Origin of the sequence: Streptomyces sp. NPDC088124 (genome assembly GCF_040685895.1) — a bacterium.
In the GTDB taxonomy this organism is placed as follows: Bacteria; Actinomycetota; Actinomycetes; order Streptomycetales; family Streptomycetaceae; genus Streptomyces.
This window is the reverse complement of sequence record NZ_JBFBJB010000023.1, coordinates 127,856-144,357: the sequence shown is the minus strand read 5'-3', so window position 1 is coordinate 144,357 and position 16,502 is coordinate 127,856. Positions and strand designations below refer to the sequence as shown.

The following is a 16,502-nucleotide window of genomic DNA, read 5'->3' as shown; positions in this document are numbered from 1 at the left end:
GTACGTCGCCGGAGGCCGGCCGTGCCATCTCCACCGTGAGTGTGCCGCCAGTGTCGTCCACGGGCTGGATGCCCTCGATGGCCATCTCCACGTCGCGGGCAGTCCCTGCCCGCCGCCTCCGCGCGACCGTCTCCGTGTGTCCCTGCCCGCCGTACTGCCCGGTGCCGGTGCCCGGGTCCGGTGCCCGGGTCCGGTGCCCGGCGTCAGACCCTCAGCAGCCGCCGCGTCATCTCGCGGTAGCTCTGGAGGGCGAGCCGCAGTTCCTCCGTGTCCGGTCCGGCCCCGCCCGCGCCGTCCGCCGCGTCCCCCGCCGTCCCGCCGTCCTTCACGTCCCAGCGCGAACGCAGCGCACGCGGCCGCTCGGCGAGCGCGGTCGAGAGCCGCTCGGCGGCCTCCTCCAGCACCACGGCCGCCGCCTCGACCGCGTTCCGGGGCTCGTCGACGAAGGAGTTGAGGGCCTCCTGGAGCCGCTGGGAGAGCCGGTCGCTCTCGGCCCGGGGGAACAGCCGCCCGGCCGGCCCCTCGGAAGCCCCGTCACGCGCCTCGCTCGCCTCCCCCGTCCCACGCGCCGCAGGTGCCCCGGCGGGTCCAGGTGCCCCGGCGCGGGTCTGCCTCGGCACGCGGAGCGCCGTCCGTGCCCCGGGCCCGGGGTCCATCTCGCCGCTCCGCCGGTCCTCGCCCTGCCGGCCCTTCTCCTCGCTCTCCCCGCTCTCCTCGCTCTTCCGCTGGTCGCTCATCACGCACCACTCCCCTTGGGCCGCAGTGAGAAGTTCCGGTTCCGCCCGGTGCCCCGGGTCGTACGGTCGCCGCCACCGCCCCCCGGGTGGGCGAGGATCAGCCGCTCGAAGAGCTGACGCGCGCCGACCATGGCCTCGCGCAGTTCCTCCGTGCTCGCGCCACGGCCCTTCTCCGAGGCCGCGTGGTGCACCCTGCGGTAGCCGTCGAGCTGGTGCGCGTGGTGGACGGAGAGGGCGTCGAACTGGTCGTCGTAGCGCGCCCCCTCGGAGTAGCCGCGCTCCTGCGCCAGCCGGGCCACCAGCTGCTCGGCCTCGGCGACCGCATCCCGCGGGGAGTCGACGAACCGCTCCTGGAGGGCGGCCCATCGCGCCACGTACTGTTCGCGCTTCGCGTCGGACAGCGGTTCGGGCCGCAGCCGGCCATGCCGCTCGACCCGTGCCTTCAGCTCGTGCCCGGCGGCCTTGGAGTCGCCGTCGTGGACAGCCAGAACGCGGTCGTACTCGGGGCCGAACCGGCGCTTCAGGCCGCTGTGACCGCTTCCCCTGCCAGGTCCCGTGTAGAGGACCACGGCCACGATGATCACGAATCCCACGATCAGAGCGACGACGATCAGAACAGTGGACATGTTTGCCTTCCTGGTTCCCGGCGCGGTCCCTGCCGTGCCGTGTCGTGTCGGCTCTTGCTCGTGAGGTCGGGTTGCCCGTAATCCACTGGCCAAACGGCGCTTCACCCGGATAGAGGTGTGACCATGAACTGGTCCGTCGTCCCCGAGTCCTTCGCCACCCCCGACGCCACCCGGCTGCGCCGCGCCTACTACGCCGAGGTCGCGAGCCGGTACTGGCGGCGCCCCGCGACGGAGGCGGAGATCGACGAGGGCCTCGCCGGTGACCCGCCCGATCACCTCACCCCGCCCAGCGGGGAGTTCGTGGTCGGGCGGTACGGAACCGGGGGCGCCCCGGAGGCGGCGTCCTGCGGAGGGGTGCGGATGCTCGACGCGGCGACGGGCGAACTGACCCGGGTGTACGTGAGCCCCACGGCGCGCGGCACGGGCGGCGGCGGTGCGCTGCTGGCCGCCCTGGAGAACACGGCGCGGCGCCTCGGGGCACGGCGGCTCGTGCTCGACACCCGGCTGGACCTGATCGAGGCGCGCGGGCTGTACGTGAAGCACGGCTTCCGGGAGATCCCGGCGTACAGCTCGGGCCCGTACAAGGAGATCTGGTACGGCAAGAACCTGACCACCCCCGCCTGACGAAAGACCCTAGTGCCCCTCCCGGCAAGCTTTGCCCCGTCGCGCCGTCCAGCACGCACGCTCGCGGCGTTGGCCAAAAGCCCTGGTAGCTCCGCTACAAGGACTTCCGGCCGCCTTGCGATCGCGCTCGGCATCCGGAGGATGAGTCAAAGCGCCGGGACGGAGCGAGCGAAGCGAGTGCAGTGCACTGGACGACGCGCCTTCGGGGCAAACATTGCCGGTCACGGCACTAGGCGGCGTGGTCCCTGCGGGGTTCCGGGGCTCGGGGGCGTTCGGCGTCGGAGCCGCACAGCTCTCGGTTCAGTTCCTTCACCAGCGCCACCAGGTCGGTCGGGCGGTCGGCGCCCCACCAGTCCCCCAGCAGTTCGGCGAGCGACTCCTCACGGGCGGCGGCCAGCACCTCGGCCGTCTCCGCTCCCCGCTCGGTGAGCGTCAGCTCCACCCCCCGGCGGTGGGTCAGCCCGCGCTCCTCCAACTGCCGGGAGGCGTCGGTGACGGTCCGCAGCGACACGGCGCCGCCCTCGGCGAGCGCGGCGGGCTGCACAACCCCCTTGCGCCGGATCCGCAGCAGCAGCCAACTGGCCGCCGGGAGCAGGTCGTACCCCGCCTTCGCGGTGATCGTCTCGTAGATCTGGCGGCGGCCCTCACGGGTGCCGAGGACCGACAGGGCGCGCGCCACCTCGTCGCGCGAGGAGCGTTCGACAGGGTTGGAGGCCAGGGTCTCGGTGATCTCCGGGGCGGTCACGGAGCCGCGCAGCGTGTCCTCCTTCAGGAACCAGGCGATGACGAAGCCGACGAGCACGACCGGCACCCCGTACAGGAAGACGTCGGTGATGGACGTGGCGTACGCGTGCAGCACGGGGCCGCGCAGCGCGGCGGGGAGCCGGTCGAGGGAGTGCGGGTCGGCGGCGAGCTGCCCGGTCCCGGTGCCGGGCGGCAGGGTCTTGCCGGCGAGGGCGGCGGTGAGCCGGTCCCGGAGCAGGCTGGTGAAGATCGTGCCGAAGACCGCGACGCCGAAGGAGGCGCCGATGGAGCGGAAGAAGGTCGCGCCCGAGGTGGCGACGCCGAGGTCCTCGTAGCTGACGGCGTTCTGCACGACCAGGACGAGGACCTGCATGACGAGCCCGAGCCCGGCGCCGAAGACGAAGAGGTAGGCGCTCGTCTCCCAGGCGCCGCTGAACTCGGTGAGCCGGTGGAGCAGGAGCAGCCCGACGGCGGTGACACCGGTGCCGAGGATCGGGAACACCTTCCAGCGGCCGGTACGGCTGACGATCTGGCCGGACAGGGTGGAGGTGATCAGCAGGCCGAGCACCATGGGCAGCAGGTGGACGCCCGAGAGGGTGGGTGTGACGCCGTGGACGACCTGGAGGAACGTCGGGAGGTACGTCATCGCGCCGAACATCGCGAAGCCGACGATGAAGCTGATGCAGGCGACGAGCGTGAACGTCCTGAGGCGGAAGAGGCGCAGGGGCAGTACGGGCTCGGCAGCGCGCCGTTCGACCCGGATGAAGAAGGCGAGCAGCACGAGGCCGAGGACGGCGAGCCCGATGATCTCGGCGGACCCCCAGGCCCAGGTGGTGCCGCCGAGGGAGGCGACGAGGACGAGACAGACGGCGACGGAGGCGATGAGGAACGTGCCGAGGTAGTCGATGATGTGCCGGGTCCGGTGGACCGGGATGTGCAGGACGGCGGCGATGACGAGCAGGGCGACGAGGCCGAGGGGCAGGTTGATGTAGAAGACCCAGCGCCAGCTCAGCTGCTGGGTGAAGAAGCCGCCGAGCAGTGGGCCGAGGACACTGGTGGCGCCGAAGACGGCACCGAACAGGCCCTGGTACTTGCCGCGTTCACGGGGCGCGACCAGGTCGCCGACGATCGCCATCGAGAGCACGATCAGTCCGCCGCCGCCCAGCCCCTGGAGCGCGCGGAAGCCGATGAGCTGGAGCATGTTCTGGGCGATGCCGCAGAGCGCGGAGCCGACGAGAAAGATGACGATGGCCGTCTGGAAGAGCTTCTTCCGGCCGTACTGGTCACCGAGTTTGCCCCAGAGCGGGGTGGCGGCGGTCGAGGCGAGCAGATACGCGGTGACGACCCAGGAGAGGTGCTCCAGACCGCCGAGGTCGCTGACGATGGTCGGCAGGGCGGTGGAGACGATGGTCTGGTCGAGCGCGGCGAGCAGCAGGCCCATGAGCAGGGCGCCGATGGCGACGAGGACGGTGCGCGGGCGCTGGGCCGTTCCGGGGGCAGGGCTCACGGCCGGGGTGGTCATTTCCTGAGCCATGGGACAACTCCTCGGGTCCACGGGTCCTCGGGACGGGTCCTCGGGTCCACGGGTCCGCGGATGCGCTCGGTCCGCCGGATCTCCATCCTGGCCGCTCTGTCCCGTTATGGCCTGCCGAGCGCGGGCCGATGCCGTTCGGGCGGGCGTTCGTCCTTCATACGGGGGCTGCATAATCGGCGACAGTTCAAGGGGAGGGGAACCCAGGTGTCAGGACAGCTCTGTCCCGGATGCGGTACGCCGCCGGGCGCGGAGGGCGGACCCGGCTGCGACTGCGGGGCGCCCGAGGCGCGGCCGGCGCACGACACGGAGCCCGCGCGGGGGGCGCGGGCCGCCGAGTCACAGCCGGCCGTACCGGACGGACCGGCGGCGGAACAGCCCGCCGAGCCACCGGAGTCCACGCCACCCGCACCGCCCGAGTCACCGCCCGCGTCGCCACCCGCACCACCCGCGCCACCACCCGCACCACCCGCACCACCTGCGTCGCCGCCCGCACGGCCCGCACCGGCGCCACAGGACGCGCAAGCGCCGCAGCCCGCGCAAGCGGCGCAGGACGCCCGGGCGGCGCAGGACGCCCGGGCGGCGCAGGACGCCGAGATCGCCGAGGCCGAGGACTTCCACCCGCTGCGCGTACGGCCGTACGTGAAGCTCGGCGACAAGGAGGCGGAGCCGGAGGCGGTGCCGGCCTCCTTCCGTACGGCGGGCCCGCTGCCGCCCCTCGCCCCCGTCGCCCCGCCCGGGCCCCCCGCGGCCACCGTCGAGCCGTCGGCCGTGGGGTCCGCGCCCGCCGCTCCGGCCCGGGGACGGCGGGCGCCGCTGCGGGCCATGGCGATCGGCACGGCGGCGGTGGCGGTGATCGGTACGGCCGCCTTCGCCGGGGGGCTGTTCTCGGGGGCCGAGCGCGAGGAACACGCGGTGCCGGACAGGATCAGCACCTGGCTGCCGTCGGCCAACGACGAGGCGACGGAGGAGGCACCGTCCCCGTCGGCCTCGCCGTCCCCCACCGCCTCGGCGGCACCCACGGCCGCGGTGGAACCCCCGGCGGCCGAGGCCACGCCCTCGCGGCGGCCGTCGACGAGCGCGCCGCCACCGGAGGCTCCGGAGAAGCCCTCGGCGTCGCCGAGCGAGCAGGCCGAGAGCTCGGCCTCCGCGGAGCCGGGCGGGGCGACGGGCGGGACGCTGTCCCCGGGGGATTCCGGCGACGAGGTCGTGGAGCTCCAGTTCCGGCTGGCGTGGACCGGGCTGTTCTACGGGCAGCCGAACGGCCAGTACGACCAGAAGGTCGAGGAGGCCGTCCGCCGTTTCCAGCAGTCGCGCAACGTCCAGGACGACTCCCCGGGCGTCTACGGCCCCCGGACCCGCCTCGCGCTGGAGGCGGAGACCCAGGGATACGGACAGGGGTACGGACAGGGGTACGGGCGCGGCGATGAACAGGGGGCGCGGGGCTCCGGGTCGCGGCGCTGACAACTCTTTGTATAATGACGAAACAAAGTGGCTTCGCCCGTTCACCTGACCGACGGGTGGAGTCACTTTGTCCGGCGCCTTCCGGCCCGCCACGCCCCGTACGGTGGCATGCCGTCGCACCCCACCCCGCCCCACCCCGTACCGCCCTTCCGCCCAGCCCGGAGACCTCTTGTGAAGCTCGACGCCGTGAAGGCCCTGCTCCTCGACATGGACGGCACCCTCGTCAACTCCGACGCCGCCGTCGAGCGCTGCTGGAGCCGCTGGGCGCGGACCCACGGCCTGGATCCCCAGGAGATCCTGAAGGTCGTCCACGGCCGCCAGGGGTACGCCACCATGGCCGTCCTGCTCCCCGACCGCCCCATGGAGCAGAACTACGCCGACAACCGGCTGATGCTCGCCGAGGAGATCGCGGACACGGAGGGCGTGGTCCCCGTACCGGGCGCCCCGGAGTTCATGGCGGCGCTCGCCACCCTGCCGCACGCCCTGGTGACCTCGGCGAACGTACCGCTGGCCGAGGCCAGGATGACCGCCGCCGGCCTGCCGATGCCGAAGATCCGCGTCACCGCCGAGGACGTCACGGCGAGCAAGCCGGACCCGGAGGGCTTCCTGCTGGGGGCGGCGACGCTCGGCGTGCCCCCGGAGGCGTGCGTGGCCTTCGAGGACTCCGAGGCGGGCATCGCGGCGGCGCGGGCGGCGGGCATGCGCGTGGTCGGCGTGGGACCGCGCGCGGCGGCCATGGCGCCGGACGCCCATGTCGAGGACCTCACGCGGCTGCGGGTGGAGCCCCTGCCGGACGGCGCGCTGGCCCTGCACATCGACGGTCGTTAGCCGCGTTCATCACCAAGTCCCGGTACGGCAGTGAAACGGTCGGGTGCCCGACGATCCCCAGTGATCTCTCGATTTCCTCGACCATCTCCGCCGAGCCGTCCGCCGTGGACCGAAGCACTTCGGTCTCCACGAAGACACCTGCGCCACGCACCTCGTCAATACTGACCGTTGCACCGGGCAGGTCCGGGTGCCGGTGGACGGTACGGATCTTCTCGACCGTCACCAGTTCCCGCATCCCGATGTTCCGAAGGAGCCGATGCGCCGCTGCCGCCTGACGCACACTGTCTCGCATCCCGCAGCGGATTCGGGAGCGCGCGGCGCAAGTAGCGGTTGTAGTAGCCACGGTCCCGCCGCGCCACGTCCGTCAACTCGCGGGGGCCAGTGGGGATCACCTGACCTACTGCCATGTCCTGCGCGGCATGTCGGTCCAGGCCGCCAACCTCGGCCACGGCACGCCGGCCGTACGGCTCGCCAACGCCGCCGCCGAAGCCTCACCCGAGTCCGGCCCGCGCATGCGCGCGTTCATGGCGGGCCAGCAGGCACACGCGTACGCTCTGGCCGGGGAGCGCACGAACGCACTGAACAGCATCCGCGAGACGGAGCGCGCGGTGAATCAGGCGGAAAGCCAGCTCGGCACGTTCGGGGGGTTCAGTTCGGCGACACTGGCGTACTCGACCTCGGAGGTCAGGCATGCGCTGGGCGACGTGAAGGGCAGCGTCGAATCCCTCCACGACCATTTCCGGCTGCGCGATTCCAGTGACAAGCAGCGATCTGGGTTGATTTTCAGTTCCCTACTCGCCGAGCGGCAGCTACAAATGGGCCATCTGGAAGCAGCGTGCGCGACCTGGGGAAAGGTACTGGACGGCTATCCCGCCATCCACTCCGGGCGCATCGATCAGCAGGTCGCGCGCATTCCGGCCCTGCTCGCCCCCCACCGGTCGAACCCCGCCGCCCGGCAACTCCTCGAACGTCACCATGAAGTCTGCGTGAAGTAGCCGGAGCCCGGTCCCCGTTACCGCCGTCGACCGTGAACGGGTCGCGCGCCGACAGTACCTCGGTGTGAGGAGGCAGCGGCGGTTCGGGGGGGCCTCCACGGACCGTACGAGGAAGTGCGTCCCGGTCAGGCCGACCCGCGTACACGTCATGCCGCCCTCCTGCCCGGAGCGTCCGGTCGAGCAGAGAGCTCACGATGCACACGAAAGGGCCACCTCGTCGGACCCGCGTCGAACGGCGATCGCACAGCCGGTGCGGGTCATGTGTGACGTGGAGCGCTGTGCGCGAAAAGCGGGACCCGGCGAAAGTACGATCATTCAATGTCTGACATGACCGAAACCACGCCGGGCTGGCTCAGCCCCGACGATCTCGAACAGGCACGCGCCCAGATGCCGATCCTGTACGTCGAGGCCGTGCCCGTACGAGTCGACGACAGCGGCGAAGTCACCAGCATCGGACTGCTGCTCCGCATCGGGCCGGACGGGACGGTCAGCCGTACCCTCGTCTCGGGCCGGGTGCAGCACCACGAGCGGGTCCGCGACGCCCTGCTGCGCCATCTGGAGAAGGACCTCGGCCCGGTGGCCCTGCCCCTGATCCCGGCCTCGCTCCAGCCCTTCACCGTCGCCGAGTACTTCCCGACGCAGGGGATCACCCCTTTCCACGATCCCCGTCAGCATGCCGTGGCCCTCGCCTACATCGTGCCGGTGACCGGCGACTGCCGACCCCGTCAGGATGCCCTCGACCTGGTCTGGTTCAGCCCTCAGGAGGCCGCGGACCCCCTGGTCCAGGACGAGATGCCGGGCGGCCAGGGAGTCCTCCTCAAGCAGGCCCTCGCCCATGTGGGCTGCCTGTCCTGAACTGGCACCGGCCCCCGTACCCGTCCCTCCGGACACCGGAGCGGTACGACCGCGACGCGACGGCCTTCGTGGTCGAGCAGGCGCCCGGAGGCGAAGTACACGGCGGACAGGGGCCGGCCCGAGAGCGGGCGGGCCGGGCGGCGGCGCACGGGCTGCCGCCCGGCTTCGCGTTCAGTGCGGGTCGGCCCGTGCGCGGGTGCCGTCCACGGGGATGCCGCCTACCGGACTGTCACTGACCGAGCTGCCGCCTACGGGGATGCCACTGAGCCTTTTCAGCGTTGCCGCTCCAGGGTGAGGACGGCGGCGGCGATTGACGTCAGTCGGTCGGGCGGGAGGCGGTTGGTGTGGCGTCGCTGGAGCGGACGGCGTATCCGAGGTTCAAGAGGCCGATCTCGGAACGGGAGTTACGGGAGTTCTTCACGCGTCGGCGGAGGAGTTGGCGTGGGCATGTGAGCGTACGCATGACCGCCCGGGCAGGGGCGGAGACGAAGTGCTACGGCCGGCGGTGGCACCCATCCGGCAAAACCGGGCAAAACCACCCTTCGCTGCACGAAGCCGCCTCACTCGCTCATCTGGATGGCCATTCCGCGGTCGGGGAACCCGCGAGTCGCGAACCTCGGGTCTGTTGCATATACGCCATGGTCATCGACCGACGGCCGTCACGAGTACCCGACTCGCAATCCACACAAGACCCGTGACCTGCGACCTCACGGTGCACACCGCCCAGTGGATCAGGGGGCGCCCGACAGTGCGGCGAGCTGTTGGAGTCGTTCGGCGTCGGGGCTGCCTTCGGCGGCGGTGCAGACCATGAGCGCGGGGCCGGGGTTGCCCGGTATCGGGTAGGCGTCCCAGTCCAGGTTCAGTTCGCCGACCTGAGGATGGTTGAGGCGCATCTGGCCGCGGGTGGGTTCCTCGACGTCGTGGAGGGCCCACAGCGCCGCGAACTCGTCGCTGCGGACGGCGAGTTCACCCACCAGCTCGACCGCGCGCGGGTGGCCGGGATCGGCGGCGACCTGGGTTCGCAGCATCCCGATCAGTTCGGCGACGGTGGCCGCCCGGTTCGGGCAGGCACGGTCGGCCTCCGGGTGCAGGAACAGAGCCAGCAGGTTGCGCTCCTTCTGCGGCTGTCGGGTGAACTCGCCCAGCACGGCACGGCCGAGCGGGTTCCAGGCCAGCACGTCCAGGAAACGCCCGACGACCAGAGCGGGCGAAGTCATGCCGCGCAGGAGTCGTAGCGTGGTGTCCGGCACCTCCTCCGGCTCGTACGGACGCGGCGGGCGGGCCGGATTACGTGCGGCGGCGGCGAGGCTGTGCAGATGCCGGGTCTCCTCGGCGGAGAAGTTCAGGGCGTGCGCGAGGGCGTCCAGGACCTGTTCGGAGGGCCGGACGTCGCGTCCCTGCTCCATGCGCTGGTAGTAGTCCGAACTCACCCCCGCCAGCAGGGCCAACTCCTCGCGCCGCAGCCCGGCGACACGCCGCCTCGGGCCAGGCTCCAGTCCAACATCCTTTGGCCGCAGCCGAGTTCGACGGGTGCGCAGGAAGTCGGCGAGTTCTCGCCGGGGATCGTCGCTCATGGCGTGGGAGGAGTCGGTCACGACGCCAGTATGCCGTCGGTGCGGCCCGCAAGGGTGGGTCTGCCAGACCCAGGAAAAGGAGAACGACCGCGATGTCGCGCGCGGGGTCCAGCATCGGATCCACCACAGCCGGTCACGGAAGGAACAGCGACATGAAGGCCGTTCAGATCACGGGTTTCGGTACAGCGGACGTCCTGCGGGTCAACGACGTCGAGTGCCCTGCTCCCGGTGCGGGTGAGGTGTTGGTGTCGGTCGAGGCGACCAGCGTGAATGGGCACGATGTGAGCGTCCGCTCGGGAGAGTTGAAGATGGTAACGGGGCGTCGCTTCCCGATCGGCGTGGGACTCGACTTCGCGGGCACCGTCGCCGCGACCGGTACCGGTGTCGAGGGCTATCGGGTCGGGGACCGCGTGTGGGGCATGGTGCATCCCCGGCAGCGGCACTCCCTCGCCGGGGCGGCCGAATATGCCGTGGTTCCTGCGAGCCGTATCTCGCACGCCCCGGCGGACCTCTCGTCGGTCGAGGCGGCTTCTCTGGTGGTCGCCGGTGCTACAGCGCTCATCGCGCTGCGCGACAGCGTGCACCTCACGGGCGGGGAACGGGTCCTGGTGCGGGGCGCAGCCGGCGGAGTCGGCACGGCCGCCGTGCAGTTGGCGCACGCCATGGGCGGTCACGTCACCGCGCTGGCACGCGATCGCCACGCCGAGCTCCTGACCGACCTCGGCGCCGACGAGGTCCTGGACTACCGCACCACAACCGCGGAGCAGATCGGGCCGTTCGACGTCATCGTCGACACCGTCGGCAAGGAACTACACTGCTACCGCGGCCGGTTGGCCAAGGACGGCCGGATGGTCACCGTCGGACTGTCCCCGTCGGCGCTGGCCGCGATCGTCGCCTCCAGCGTGCACTGCACTCGCCGTATCCGCACCTTCAGTGCCAACCCCGAGACCCCCGTCCTGCGTGACGTGGCCGGCCATGTCACGTCGGGTGCGCTGCGCCCGGTGATCGACAGCGTGTACCCGCTCGCGGACATCGCCGCCGCGCACCAGGCGTTCGAGCGCGGCGGCGTCGCGGGCAAGCACGTGGTGACCGTTCCGCGCAGCTTCCTCTGACGGAGCCCTGTCAACCGAGTGTGGTGCGCGCTCCGACGCCACGGTCAGGGCGTCGGTGGTCACGAACCGGGCCGCTACGCGGGACGACCGCTGCCGGCCGGTCGGTGTCGGGCAGCGGCGATCAACGCCATCGACAGTACGGGTATCTCACTGACATGGGTCGGAGTCCGGTCTGTTTCGCCCTGTCCGTGTGTGCGGTGGATGTCCTGGCTCAACGGTCGGTGGGCAGCCCGGCGTCGTGCGCGAGGACTGCGGCCTGTACGCGGTTGGCGCAGCCGGTACGGGTGAGGGGCCACGAAGTTTCCGGACAGGCACCCAATAGCGTTGTCCTGAACAAGGAAACGAGGAAGAAGTGGCGCCACACAGTCAGTACTCGCCGGAGTTCCGCGAGGAAGCCGTCCAGATCGCATTGAGGTCCAGCAAGACGATCTCCGAAGTCGCCCGGGAGCTTGAGCTGAACTCGGAGACGCTACGCAGCTGGGTGAAAAAGTATCAGAAGCAGCAGGAACCGGCCCCGATGCGGAACTGAAGGTGAACGAGCGGGCGCGCCTGAAGGAACTCGAACGACGCAACCGTGAGCTGGAGATGGAAGTTACCTTCCTGAAAAAAGCCGCAGCGTACTTCGCGAAGGATCCCCGGTAGCAAGCAAGTACGAGTTCATCGACGAGATGCGGCTCGACACCGAGAAGTACGCATACAGTGTCGAGTTCATGTGCGGCCGGCTCGGCGTCTCCAGATCCGGCTACTACGACTGGAGATCCCGCCCGGAATCCGCGACAGCTCAGCGGCGTGAAGAACTCAAATTGCTCATCGAGAAAGCCTTCGACATGTCCGACAGCACCTACGGGCACCGGCGCATCCAGGCTCAGCTGCACCGCTGGGGCGTTGCCGCAGGCGTGGAGCTGGTCCGCCGCCTCATGCACAAACTGGGCCTGGTGCCCTGCCTGCGACGGCCGAAGAGGTTCAGCCTCACTCGGGCTGCGGCCGGCGAGGTGCCGGACCTCGTCGGCCGCGACGCCGCTGCGGACGCGCCCGGCAAAAAGCTCGTCGGCGACATTACTTATATCGCGACCGCGGAAGGCTGGCTGTACCTCGCAACGGTCATCGACTGCTGCACGAAGGAAGTCATCGGTCATGCGATGGACGACCACTATCAAACCCCACTGATATCCAGGGCAATTCGCAACGCGGCACGGAACAGGTAGCTCTCGGCCGGTGTGATATTTCACTCCGCCCGCGGAAGTAACTACATGTCGGCCGAGTTCGGGAAGACGCTCGACGGGTTCGGACTCCGCAGGCCTTCCGGTCGCACCGGGATCTGTTTCGACAACGCCATGGCGAATCATTCTTCGGCGCTCTGAAGAACGAGCGCGTATCGAGGATGACTTACCTGACCCGCGAGGCCGCCCGGCAGGACATCACTCGCTACATCGAATTCTGGTACAATCGCAAACGTCTCCACTCGGCCGTGGGTTACCGCCCTCCGCGTGAAGTCCACCCCGAGTACGAGAAGTTGCGAATCGCCGCGTGAAATGAACGGTCAGAAGCCTGTCCGGGAAACGCGAGGCGCCCCTCAAAGTATTGTCCTTGCGTGGCTGTGGATTGAGCGGGCCGGCATGGAAGCCTGCCTTCGCAGGGGTGGGCAACGGCGAGTCTGGCATGCCTATTGTGAGGCCAGTGACAGTGGTCGGACACGGATGGTGTCCGTTCGAGAAGAAGAGGTTCGCATGACGGTTGTCTCGATCAGGAAACTCGGTGACCCGGTTCTGCGGGAGCCTGCCAAGCCGGTGACCGACTTCGATGCTGAGCTGCACACCCTAGTCGGCGATCTGCGCGAGACGCTGAGCGACAGCAGAGGGGCCGGGCTTGCCGCGCCCCAGCTCGGTGTCGGGCTCCGGGTGTTCGTCTGGAGCCCCAAGCTGTTCGACGGTCGCGGCGATCTGGACCATCTGGTCAATCCCGTCTTGGACTTCCCGGACAAGGAGGAACAGGACGGTATGGAGGGATGCCTGTCCATACCTGGCGTCTTCCTTGACACCAAGCGTCGGATGAACGTTGTGGCGAAAGGCTTCACCATGAAGGGCGACCCGGTCCAGGTCGTCGGGGACGGGATCCTGGCCCGCTGCATCCAGCACGAGACCGATCACCTGGACGGTGTGCTGTTCATCGACAGGCTGACCCCTGAGCAACAGGAGCGGTGGATTGCCACGCTGCGCGCGGCCGACTGGTTCGACGAGAGTCTCATGACAAAGATCAAAAACTCACCGCACCAGTAAAGTGCGGCCGACTGTGCGGAAAGCGTCCCAGCGTCGCTTTCCGCACTCCGGCGACATGAGGGTGAACGTCCGCACCTCCTGGTGCCGCCGCGCCCCATCCCGGTTGGGAACGGGTGCGGCCACCGCGTGATCATCGGTTGGTGTGTGGACAAACGAAGATCGTGCGGTGGCCGCGGGCCATAGCGTAGACCCTGCCCGCTGGCGGGGGATGTTCGACCAGGTCATGGCCCGGATCGCGGGCAGGTTCGGGCGAGTTGAGCCTCGGGCTGCGGCCCGCGCTTACCTGCTCGGGCTGCTGTCGGGCGTCGAACGGAAGAACTGTGCCCGCCGCAGCCACTACCGACGACGAACCACCAGCGAACCCGCTGGATAGATCACGAAACCGCACTGGAGTACTAGGACCACATCAGGCACGATCGGCAAGGCACTTCCGGGATGCAATCTTCCCCTGCCGCGGCGGCGGTCTCATCCGCGTTCGATGATCCGAACCTGATCGCGTACGGCGGGCTGGAGCCGGTGGTGCGGCTGGCCGAGCGGTGCGGTCTGCCCGCGCCGGCCGGGGAGACGGACCCTGGTACGGCTGAAGGGGTTGGACTATCCGTTGTGTGCTTCGAGCTCGGTCGCCAGCGTCTGCTGGGTGGCCGCCCACGACGCCAGGAGCGCCAAATTGTCAGCGGTCGGTGTGCCCGCGGGTGCGGTGTAGACGTTGAGGTGCAGGCCGGGTTCGGCGGGCAGTTCCAGGGATTCGACGTCCAAGTCGAGCTGGCCCACGATCGGGTGGTGCATACGCTTGCGCCCGGACCGGTGCAGCCGCACGTCCTGAGATGCCCACCGCTGCCGAAATAGCTCACTGCACGTCGACAGTTCGCCGACCAGAGCGATCAACTCCTCGTCGTGCGGATTGCGGCCGGCTTCCATGCGTAGCTTCGCGGCCACGCCACCGGTAACTTGGTCGTAGTCGACAAAGAAATCTCTGGCCGTCGCGGGGTTCAGATAGACGAACCGCGCTGTGTTCGCGGGCCGTCGCGGGTCGGCCAGCACCGGTGAATACAGCGCGCGAGCGAGTTGATTCATGGCGAGCACGTCATAACGGCCGTTACCGATCCAGGCCGGCGCATCGGAGATCGCGTCGAGCACCTGCTGCAGCGTCGAGCGCACCGCCACGGCAGGCCTGCGCCGGCGTGGGCCGCTGGGCGCCCTGGACTGGCGCGCGAGGTGGAACAGGTGGTCGCGCTCGGCCTCGTCGAGCTGCAAGGCAGAGGCCAACGCGTCGAGCACGCCGTCGGAGGCACCGGCGAGGCTGCCGCGCTCCATGCGCACGTAGTAGTCGACCGACACCCCCGTCAGCAGCGCTACCTCCTCGCGGCGCAGACCTTTGACCCGACGGTTGCCGCCGTAAGCGGGCAGGCCCGCCCGCTCGGGTGCGATGCGGGCGCGACGCGAGCTGAGAAACTCCCGGATATCGGTGCGTAGATCCATCGCGGTTATCTCCTCACCGTAAGCCCGTCCCGCAGTTTAATGGATACTCGATGCGGTCGTTGCGGTACCGCCGTCCACCGGGATGATGGCGCCCGTGAGGTAGGACCCAGCCCGGCTGGCGAGAAACACAGCGGCACCCGCCATGTCGTCGTCGCGGCCGAGCCGGCGCAGAGGGGCCGACGCCACGATCGTGTCGCCGATGGCATCGAGCGTGGAGTCCATCATCTGCGACGGGAACACTCCCGGTGCTACCGCGTTCACCGTGACGTGCTGTGGGCCCAGCTCCTTGGCAAGTACCCTGGTGAGTTGATGGAGTGCCGCTTTGCTGCTGGCGTACGAGTAGTTGGGCGACGGGGCGACGTGGATGGCGGCGATGCTGCCGATGTTGATGATCCGCGCGGGATCATCGGCGGTGCCCGCCCTGCGAAGTGCGGGAAGCAGCGCCTGCACGAGCCAGAACGGCGACTTGAGGTTGAGGTCGAGCACTGCGTCCCAGGCCTCGTCCGGGAACGTCGCCAGCGGCTCGCGCCACATCGCTCCCGCGTTGTTGACAAGGATGTCCAGGCGTTCCGAGTCGGCCTGGACAAGATCAGCGAGGCGCTGACACTCGTCGTGCCTGGACAGGTCGGCGGGGATTGCTCGAACCTCGCCGAATTCGGACAGTAGACGCTGTGCCTCCGCGCACGTGTCTGCGTTGCGTGAGCTGATGACGACGCGGGCGCCCGCCTGGAGAAGGCCGCGCGCTATCATCATCCCAATTCCTCTGGTGCCGCCAGTGACAAGGGCGTACTTTCCCCTCAGATCGAAAAGTTCTGTGTGAGTGGTGAACTGGTTGTCCGCCATTGGTCTCCGTCCCTTCTGTCGTAAAAGAATGCGCCGACACGGTCGCGTATTCGGGGCAGCTGAATTGAATGATGAGGGTAAAGCTGCATTGCGTATCCATGGAGTTTTGTCGGCGCCTTCGACTCAACCAGGTTGACAGGCGTTTGGGACGTCGGGGAGACCCTGGTGATACAGGTACTGTCAGACCCCCCCCTTGCCTGGTGCGCTGAGTCCGGATCACCCCGGCTTGATGCCCGTGGATGGTTCACCCAGAAACGAAGAAGTGCTGCCTTGCGACCTGCGATGATGGGGTTTCCTCTAGGACCACATCAGGCACGATCGGCAAGGCACTTCCGAGATGCAATCTTCCCCCTGCCGCGGCGGCCGTCTCATCCGCGTTCGATGATCCGAACCTGATCGCGTACGGCGGGCTGGAGCCGGTGGTGCGGCTGGCCGAGCGGTGCGGTCTGCCCGCGCCGGCCGGGGAGCGCGTCCGGCTGTCCGCCTCGAAGGACGGCACCGGCGCCTTCCCTGCGGCGAAACCGATGTCGCTGACGGGCGGCATGGCCGCGGGCGCCGACAGCATCGACGACATGGACCGGCTGCGGCACGGTGCGATGGTCCGCCACGCGCCGCCGGTGCCCTGGCCTCCGCGTTCCATGCCAGGGCGACCACCGCCACCATCCGTGACCGCCTGATCAACGTGTCCGCTCGCCCGGCCCGCTCCGCCCGCCGCCTCACCCTGCACCTGCCCGAGCGCTGGCCCTGGAGCGAGGACTTCACCCAGCTGTTCAGCACGGTGCATGCACCGCCGGTCCTCTGACGCTCCCTGAGC

15 protein-coding genes and 3 pseudogenes are annotated in these 16,502 nt (G+C 69.6%); 10 read left to right on the top strand and 8 right to left on the bottom strand.

Annotation, left to right across the window (positions count from 1 at the left end; all coding sequences use genetic code 11):
* Window positions 1-203: 203 nt before the first annotated feature.
* Complete coding sequence (locus tag AB0P17_RS20690) at window positions 204-737, bottom strand: hypothetical protein (protein ID WP_365812926.1); 534 nt, start codon at window positions 735-737, stop codon at window positions 204-206.
* Window positions 737-1,363 carry a hypothetical protein gene (locus AB0P17_RS20685; RefSeq protein ID WP_365812925.1) on the bottom strand — a complete coding sequence of 209 codons (627 nt, stop codon included), beginning with the start codon at window positions 1,361-1,363 and terminating at the stop codon, window positions 737-739. Before AB0P17_RS20685 ends, AB0P17_RS20690 begins: the two co-directional genes overlap by 1 nt.
* A gap of 123 nt (window positions 1,364-1,486) precedes the next feature.
* Between AB0P17_RS20685 and AB0P17_RS20680 the strand changes: the two genes are divergently transcribed.
* Window positions 1,487-1,987, top strand: coding sequence for a GNAT family N-acetyltransferase (locus tag AB0P17_RS20680; RefSeq protein WP_365812924.1), 501 nt, complete (start codon window positions 1,487-1,489; stop codon window positions 1,985-1,987).
* A gap of 229 nt (window positions 1,988-2,216) precedes the next feature.
* On the opposite strand, the gene AB0P17_RS20675 is transcribed toward AB0P17_RS20680, so the two are convergent.
* Entirely contained in the window at window positions 2,217-4,265 is a 2,049-nt protein-coding gene (locus AB0P17_RS20675; RefSeq protein ID WP_365812922.1) for an MDR family MFS transporter, read from the bottom strand.
* A gap of 204 nt (window positions 4,266-4,469) precedes the next feature.
* Between AB0P17_RS20675 and AB0P17_RS20670 the strand changes: the two genes are divergently transcribed.
* Window positions 4,470-5,726: a peptidoglycan-binding domain-containing protein gene (locus AB0P17_RS20670; RefSeq protein ID WP_365812920.1), complete on the top strand. Its 1,257-nt coding sequence runs from the start codon at window positions 4,470-4,472 to the stop codon at window positions 5,724-5,726.
* A 171-nt stretch (window positions 5,727-5,897) separates the two neighbouring features.
* The gene (locus tag AB0P17_RS20665) at window positions 5,898-6,554 is read left to right on the top strand and encodes an HAD-IA family hydrolase (protein WP_365812918.1); all 657 of its coding nucleotides are present in this window, start codon (window positions 5,898-5,900) and stop codon (window positions 6,552-6,554) included.
* Here AB0P17_RS20665 and AB0P17_RS20660 read toward each other — a convergent pair.
* Window positions 6,490-6,846: a CYTH domain-containing protein gene (locus AB0P17_RS20660; protein WP_365812916.1), complete on the bottom strand. Its 357-nt coding sequence runs from the start codon at window positions 6,844-6,846 to the stop codon at window positions 6,490-6,492. The genes AB0P17_RS20665 and AB0P17_RS20660 overlap by 65 nt on opposite strands.
* 127 nt (window positions 6,847-6,973) lie before the next feature.
* Here AB0P17_RS20660 and AB0P17_RS20655 point away from each other — a divergent pair, with 127 nt between their 5' ends.
* A complete protein-coding gene (locus AB0P17_RS20655) occupies window positions 6,974-7,549 on the top strand; it encodes a hypothetical protein (RefSeq protein WP_365812950.1) in 576 nt (191 codons plus the stop codon).
* A 28-nt stretch (window positions 7,550-7,577) separates the two neighbouring features.
* Here the strand turns inward: AB0P17_RS20655 and AB0P17_RS20650 are convergent.
* Window positions 7,578-7,678 (bottom strand): annotated as a pseudogene (locus AB0P17_RS20650) (cobalt-precorrin-6A reductase); the annotation flags it as partial.
* Window positions 7,679-7,867: 189 nt separating this feature from the next.
* On the opposite strand from AB0P17_RS20650, the gene AB0P17_RS20645 reads away from it, so the two are divergent.
* Entirely contained in the window at window positions 7,868-8,404 is a 537-nt protein-coding gene (locus AB0P17_RS20645) for an NUDIX hydrolase family protein (protein WP_365812914.1), read from the top strand.
* A 731-nt stretch (window positions 8,405-9,135) separates the two neighbouring features.
* On the opposite strand, the gene AB0P17_RS20640 is transcribed toward AB0P17_RS20645, so the two are convergent.
* Window positions 9,136-9,978 carry a helix-turn-helix transcriptional regulator gene (locus AB0P17_RS20640; protein WP_365812948.1) on the bottom strand — a complete coding sequence of 281 codons (843 nt, stop codon included), beginning with the start codon at window positions 9,976-9,978 and terminating at the stop codon, window positions 9,136-9,138.
* A 152-nt stretch (window positions 9,979-10,130) separates the two neighbouring features.
* Here AB0P17_RS20640 and AB0P17_RS20635 point away from each other — a divergent pair, with 152 nt between their 5' ends.
* The 4 genes and pseudogenes from AB0P17_RS20635 to AB0P17_RS20620 all read left to right on the top strand — a co-directional run.
* The gene (locus tag AB0P17_RS20635; protein WP_365812913.1) at window positions 10,131-11,090 is read left to right on the top strand and encodes an NADP-dependent oxidoreductase; all 960 of its coding nucleotides are present in this window, start codon (window positions 10,131-10,133) and stop codon (window positions 11,088-11,090) included.
* Window positions 11,091-11,442: 352 nt separating this feature from the next.
* Window positions 11,443-12,621 (top strand): annotated as a pseudogene (locus AB0P17_RS20630) (IS3 family transposase).
* Between the two features lie 196 nt (window positions 12,622-12,817).
* The gene (gene def / locus AB0P17_RS20625; RefSeq protein WP_365812911.1) at window positions 12,818-13,366 is read left to right on the top strand and encodes a peptide deformylase; all 549 of its coding nucleotides are present in this window, start codon (window positions 12,818-12,820) and stop codon (window positions 13,364-13,366) included.
* Between the two features lie 166 nt (window positions 13,367-13,532).
* Window positions 13,533-13,688: pseudogene (locus AB0P17_RS20620) on the top strand (IS701 family transposase); the annotation flags it as partial.
* A gap of 272 nt (window positions 13,689-13,960) precedes the next feature.
* On the opposite strand, the gene AB0P17_RS20615 reads toward AB0P17_RS20620, so the two are convergent.
* Window positions 13,961-14,845, bottom strand: coding sequence for a helix-turn-helix transcriptional regulator (locus AB0P17_RS20615; RefSeq protein WP_365812909.1), 885 nt, complete (start codon window positions 14,843-14,845; stop codon window positions 13,961-13,963).
* 36 nt (window positions 14,846-14,881) lie between these two features.
* Window positions 14,882-15,688, bottom strand: a complete 807-nt coding sequence (locus AB0P17_RS20610) for an SDR family oxidoreductase (protein WP_365812907.1) — start codon at window positions 15,686-15,688, stop codon at window positions 14,882-14,884.
* Between the two features lie 239 nt (window positions 15,689-15,927).
* Between AB0P17_RS20610 and AB0P17_RS20605 the strand changes: the two genes are divergently transcribed.
* Window positions 15,928-16,365: a hypothetical protein gene (locus AB0P17_RS20605; RefSeq protein ID WP_365812905.1), complete on the top strand. Its 438-nt coding sequence runs from the start codon at window positions 15,928-15,930 to the stop codon at window positions 16,363-16,365.
* Window positions 16,366-16,502: the final 137 nt, after the last annotated feature.

Coding starts and splice junctions, on each gene's coding strand:
- AB0P17_RS20635 (WP_365812913.1), top strand. CDS start 10,131: ATGAAGGCCGTTCAGATCACGGGTTTCGGTACAGCGGACGTCCTGCGG.
- AB0P17_RS20685 (WP_365812925.1), bottom strand. CDS start 1,363: ATGTCCACTGTTCTGATCGTCGTCGCTCTGATCGTGGGATTCGTGATC.
- AB0P17_RS20615 (WP_365812909.1), bottom strand. CDS start 14,845: ATGGATCTACGCACCGATATCCGGGAGTTTCTCAGCTCGCGTCGCGCC.
- AB0P17_RS20660 (WP_365812916.1), bottom strand. CDS start 6,846: ATGCGAGACAGTGTGCGTCAGGCGGCAGCGGCGCATCGGCTCCTTCGG.
- AB0P17_RS20655 (WP_365812950.1), top strand. CDS start 6,974: ATGTCGGTCCAGGCCGCCAACCTCGGCCACGGCACGCCGGCCGTACGG.
- AB0P17_RS20605 (WP_365812905.1), top strand. CDS start 15,928: ATGGTTCACCCAGAAACGAAGAAGTGCTGCCTTGCGACCTGCGATGAT.
- AB0P17_RS20645 (WP_365812914.1), top strand. CDS start 7,868: ATGTCTGACATGACCGAAACCACGCCGGGCTGGCTCAGCCCCGACGAT.
- AB0P17_RS20690 (WP_365812926.1), bottom strand. CDS start 737: ATGAGCGACCAGCGGAAGAGCGAGGAGAGCGGGGAGAGCGAGGAGAAG.
- AB0P17_RS20640 (WP_365812948.1), bottom strand. CDS start 9,978: ATGAGCGACGATCCCCGGCGAGAACTCGCCGACTTCCTGCGCACCCGT.
- AB0P17_RS20610 (WP_365812907.1), bottom strand. CDS start 15,688: ATGGCGGACAACCAGTTCACCACTCACACAGAACTTTTCGATCTGAGG.
- AB0P17_RS20680 (WP_365812924.1), top strand. CDS start 1,487: ATGAACTGGTCCGTCGTCCCCGAGTCCTTCGCCACCCCCGACGCCACC.
- def (WP_365812911.1), top strand. CDS start 12,818: ATGACGGTTGTCTCGATCAGGAAACTCGGTGACCCGGTTCTGCGGGAG.
- AB0P17_RS20675 (WP_365812922.1), bottom strand. CDS start 4,265: ATGGCTCAGGAAATGACCACCCCGGCCGTGAGCCCTGCCCCCGGAACG.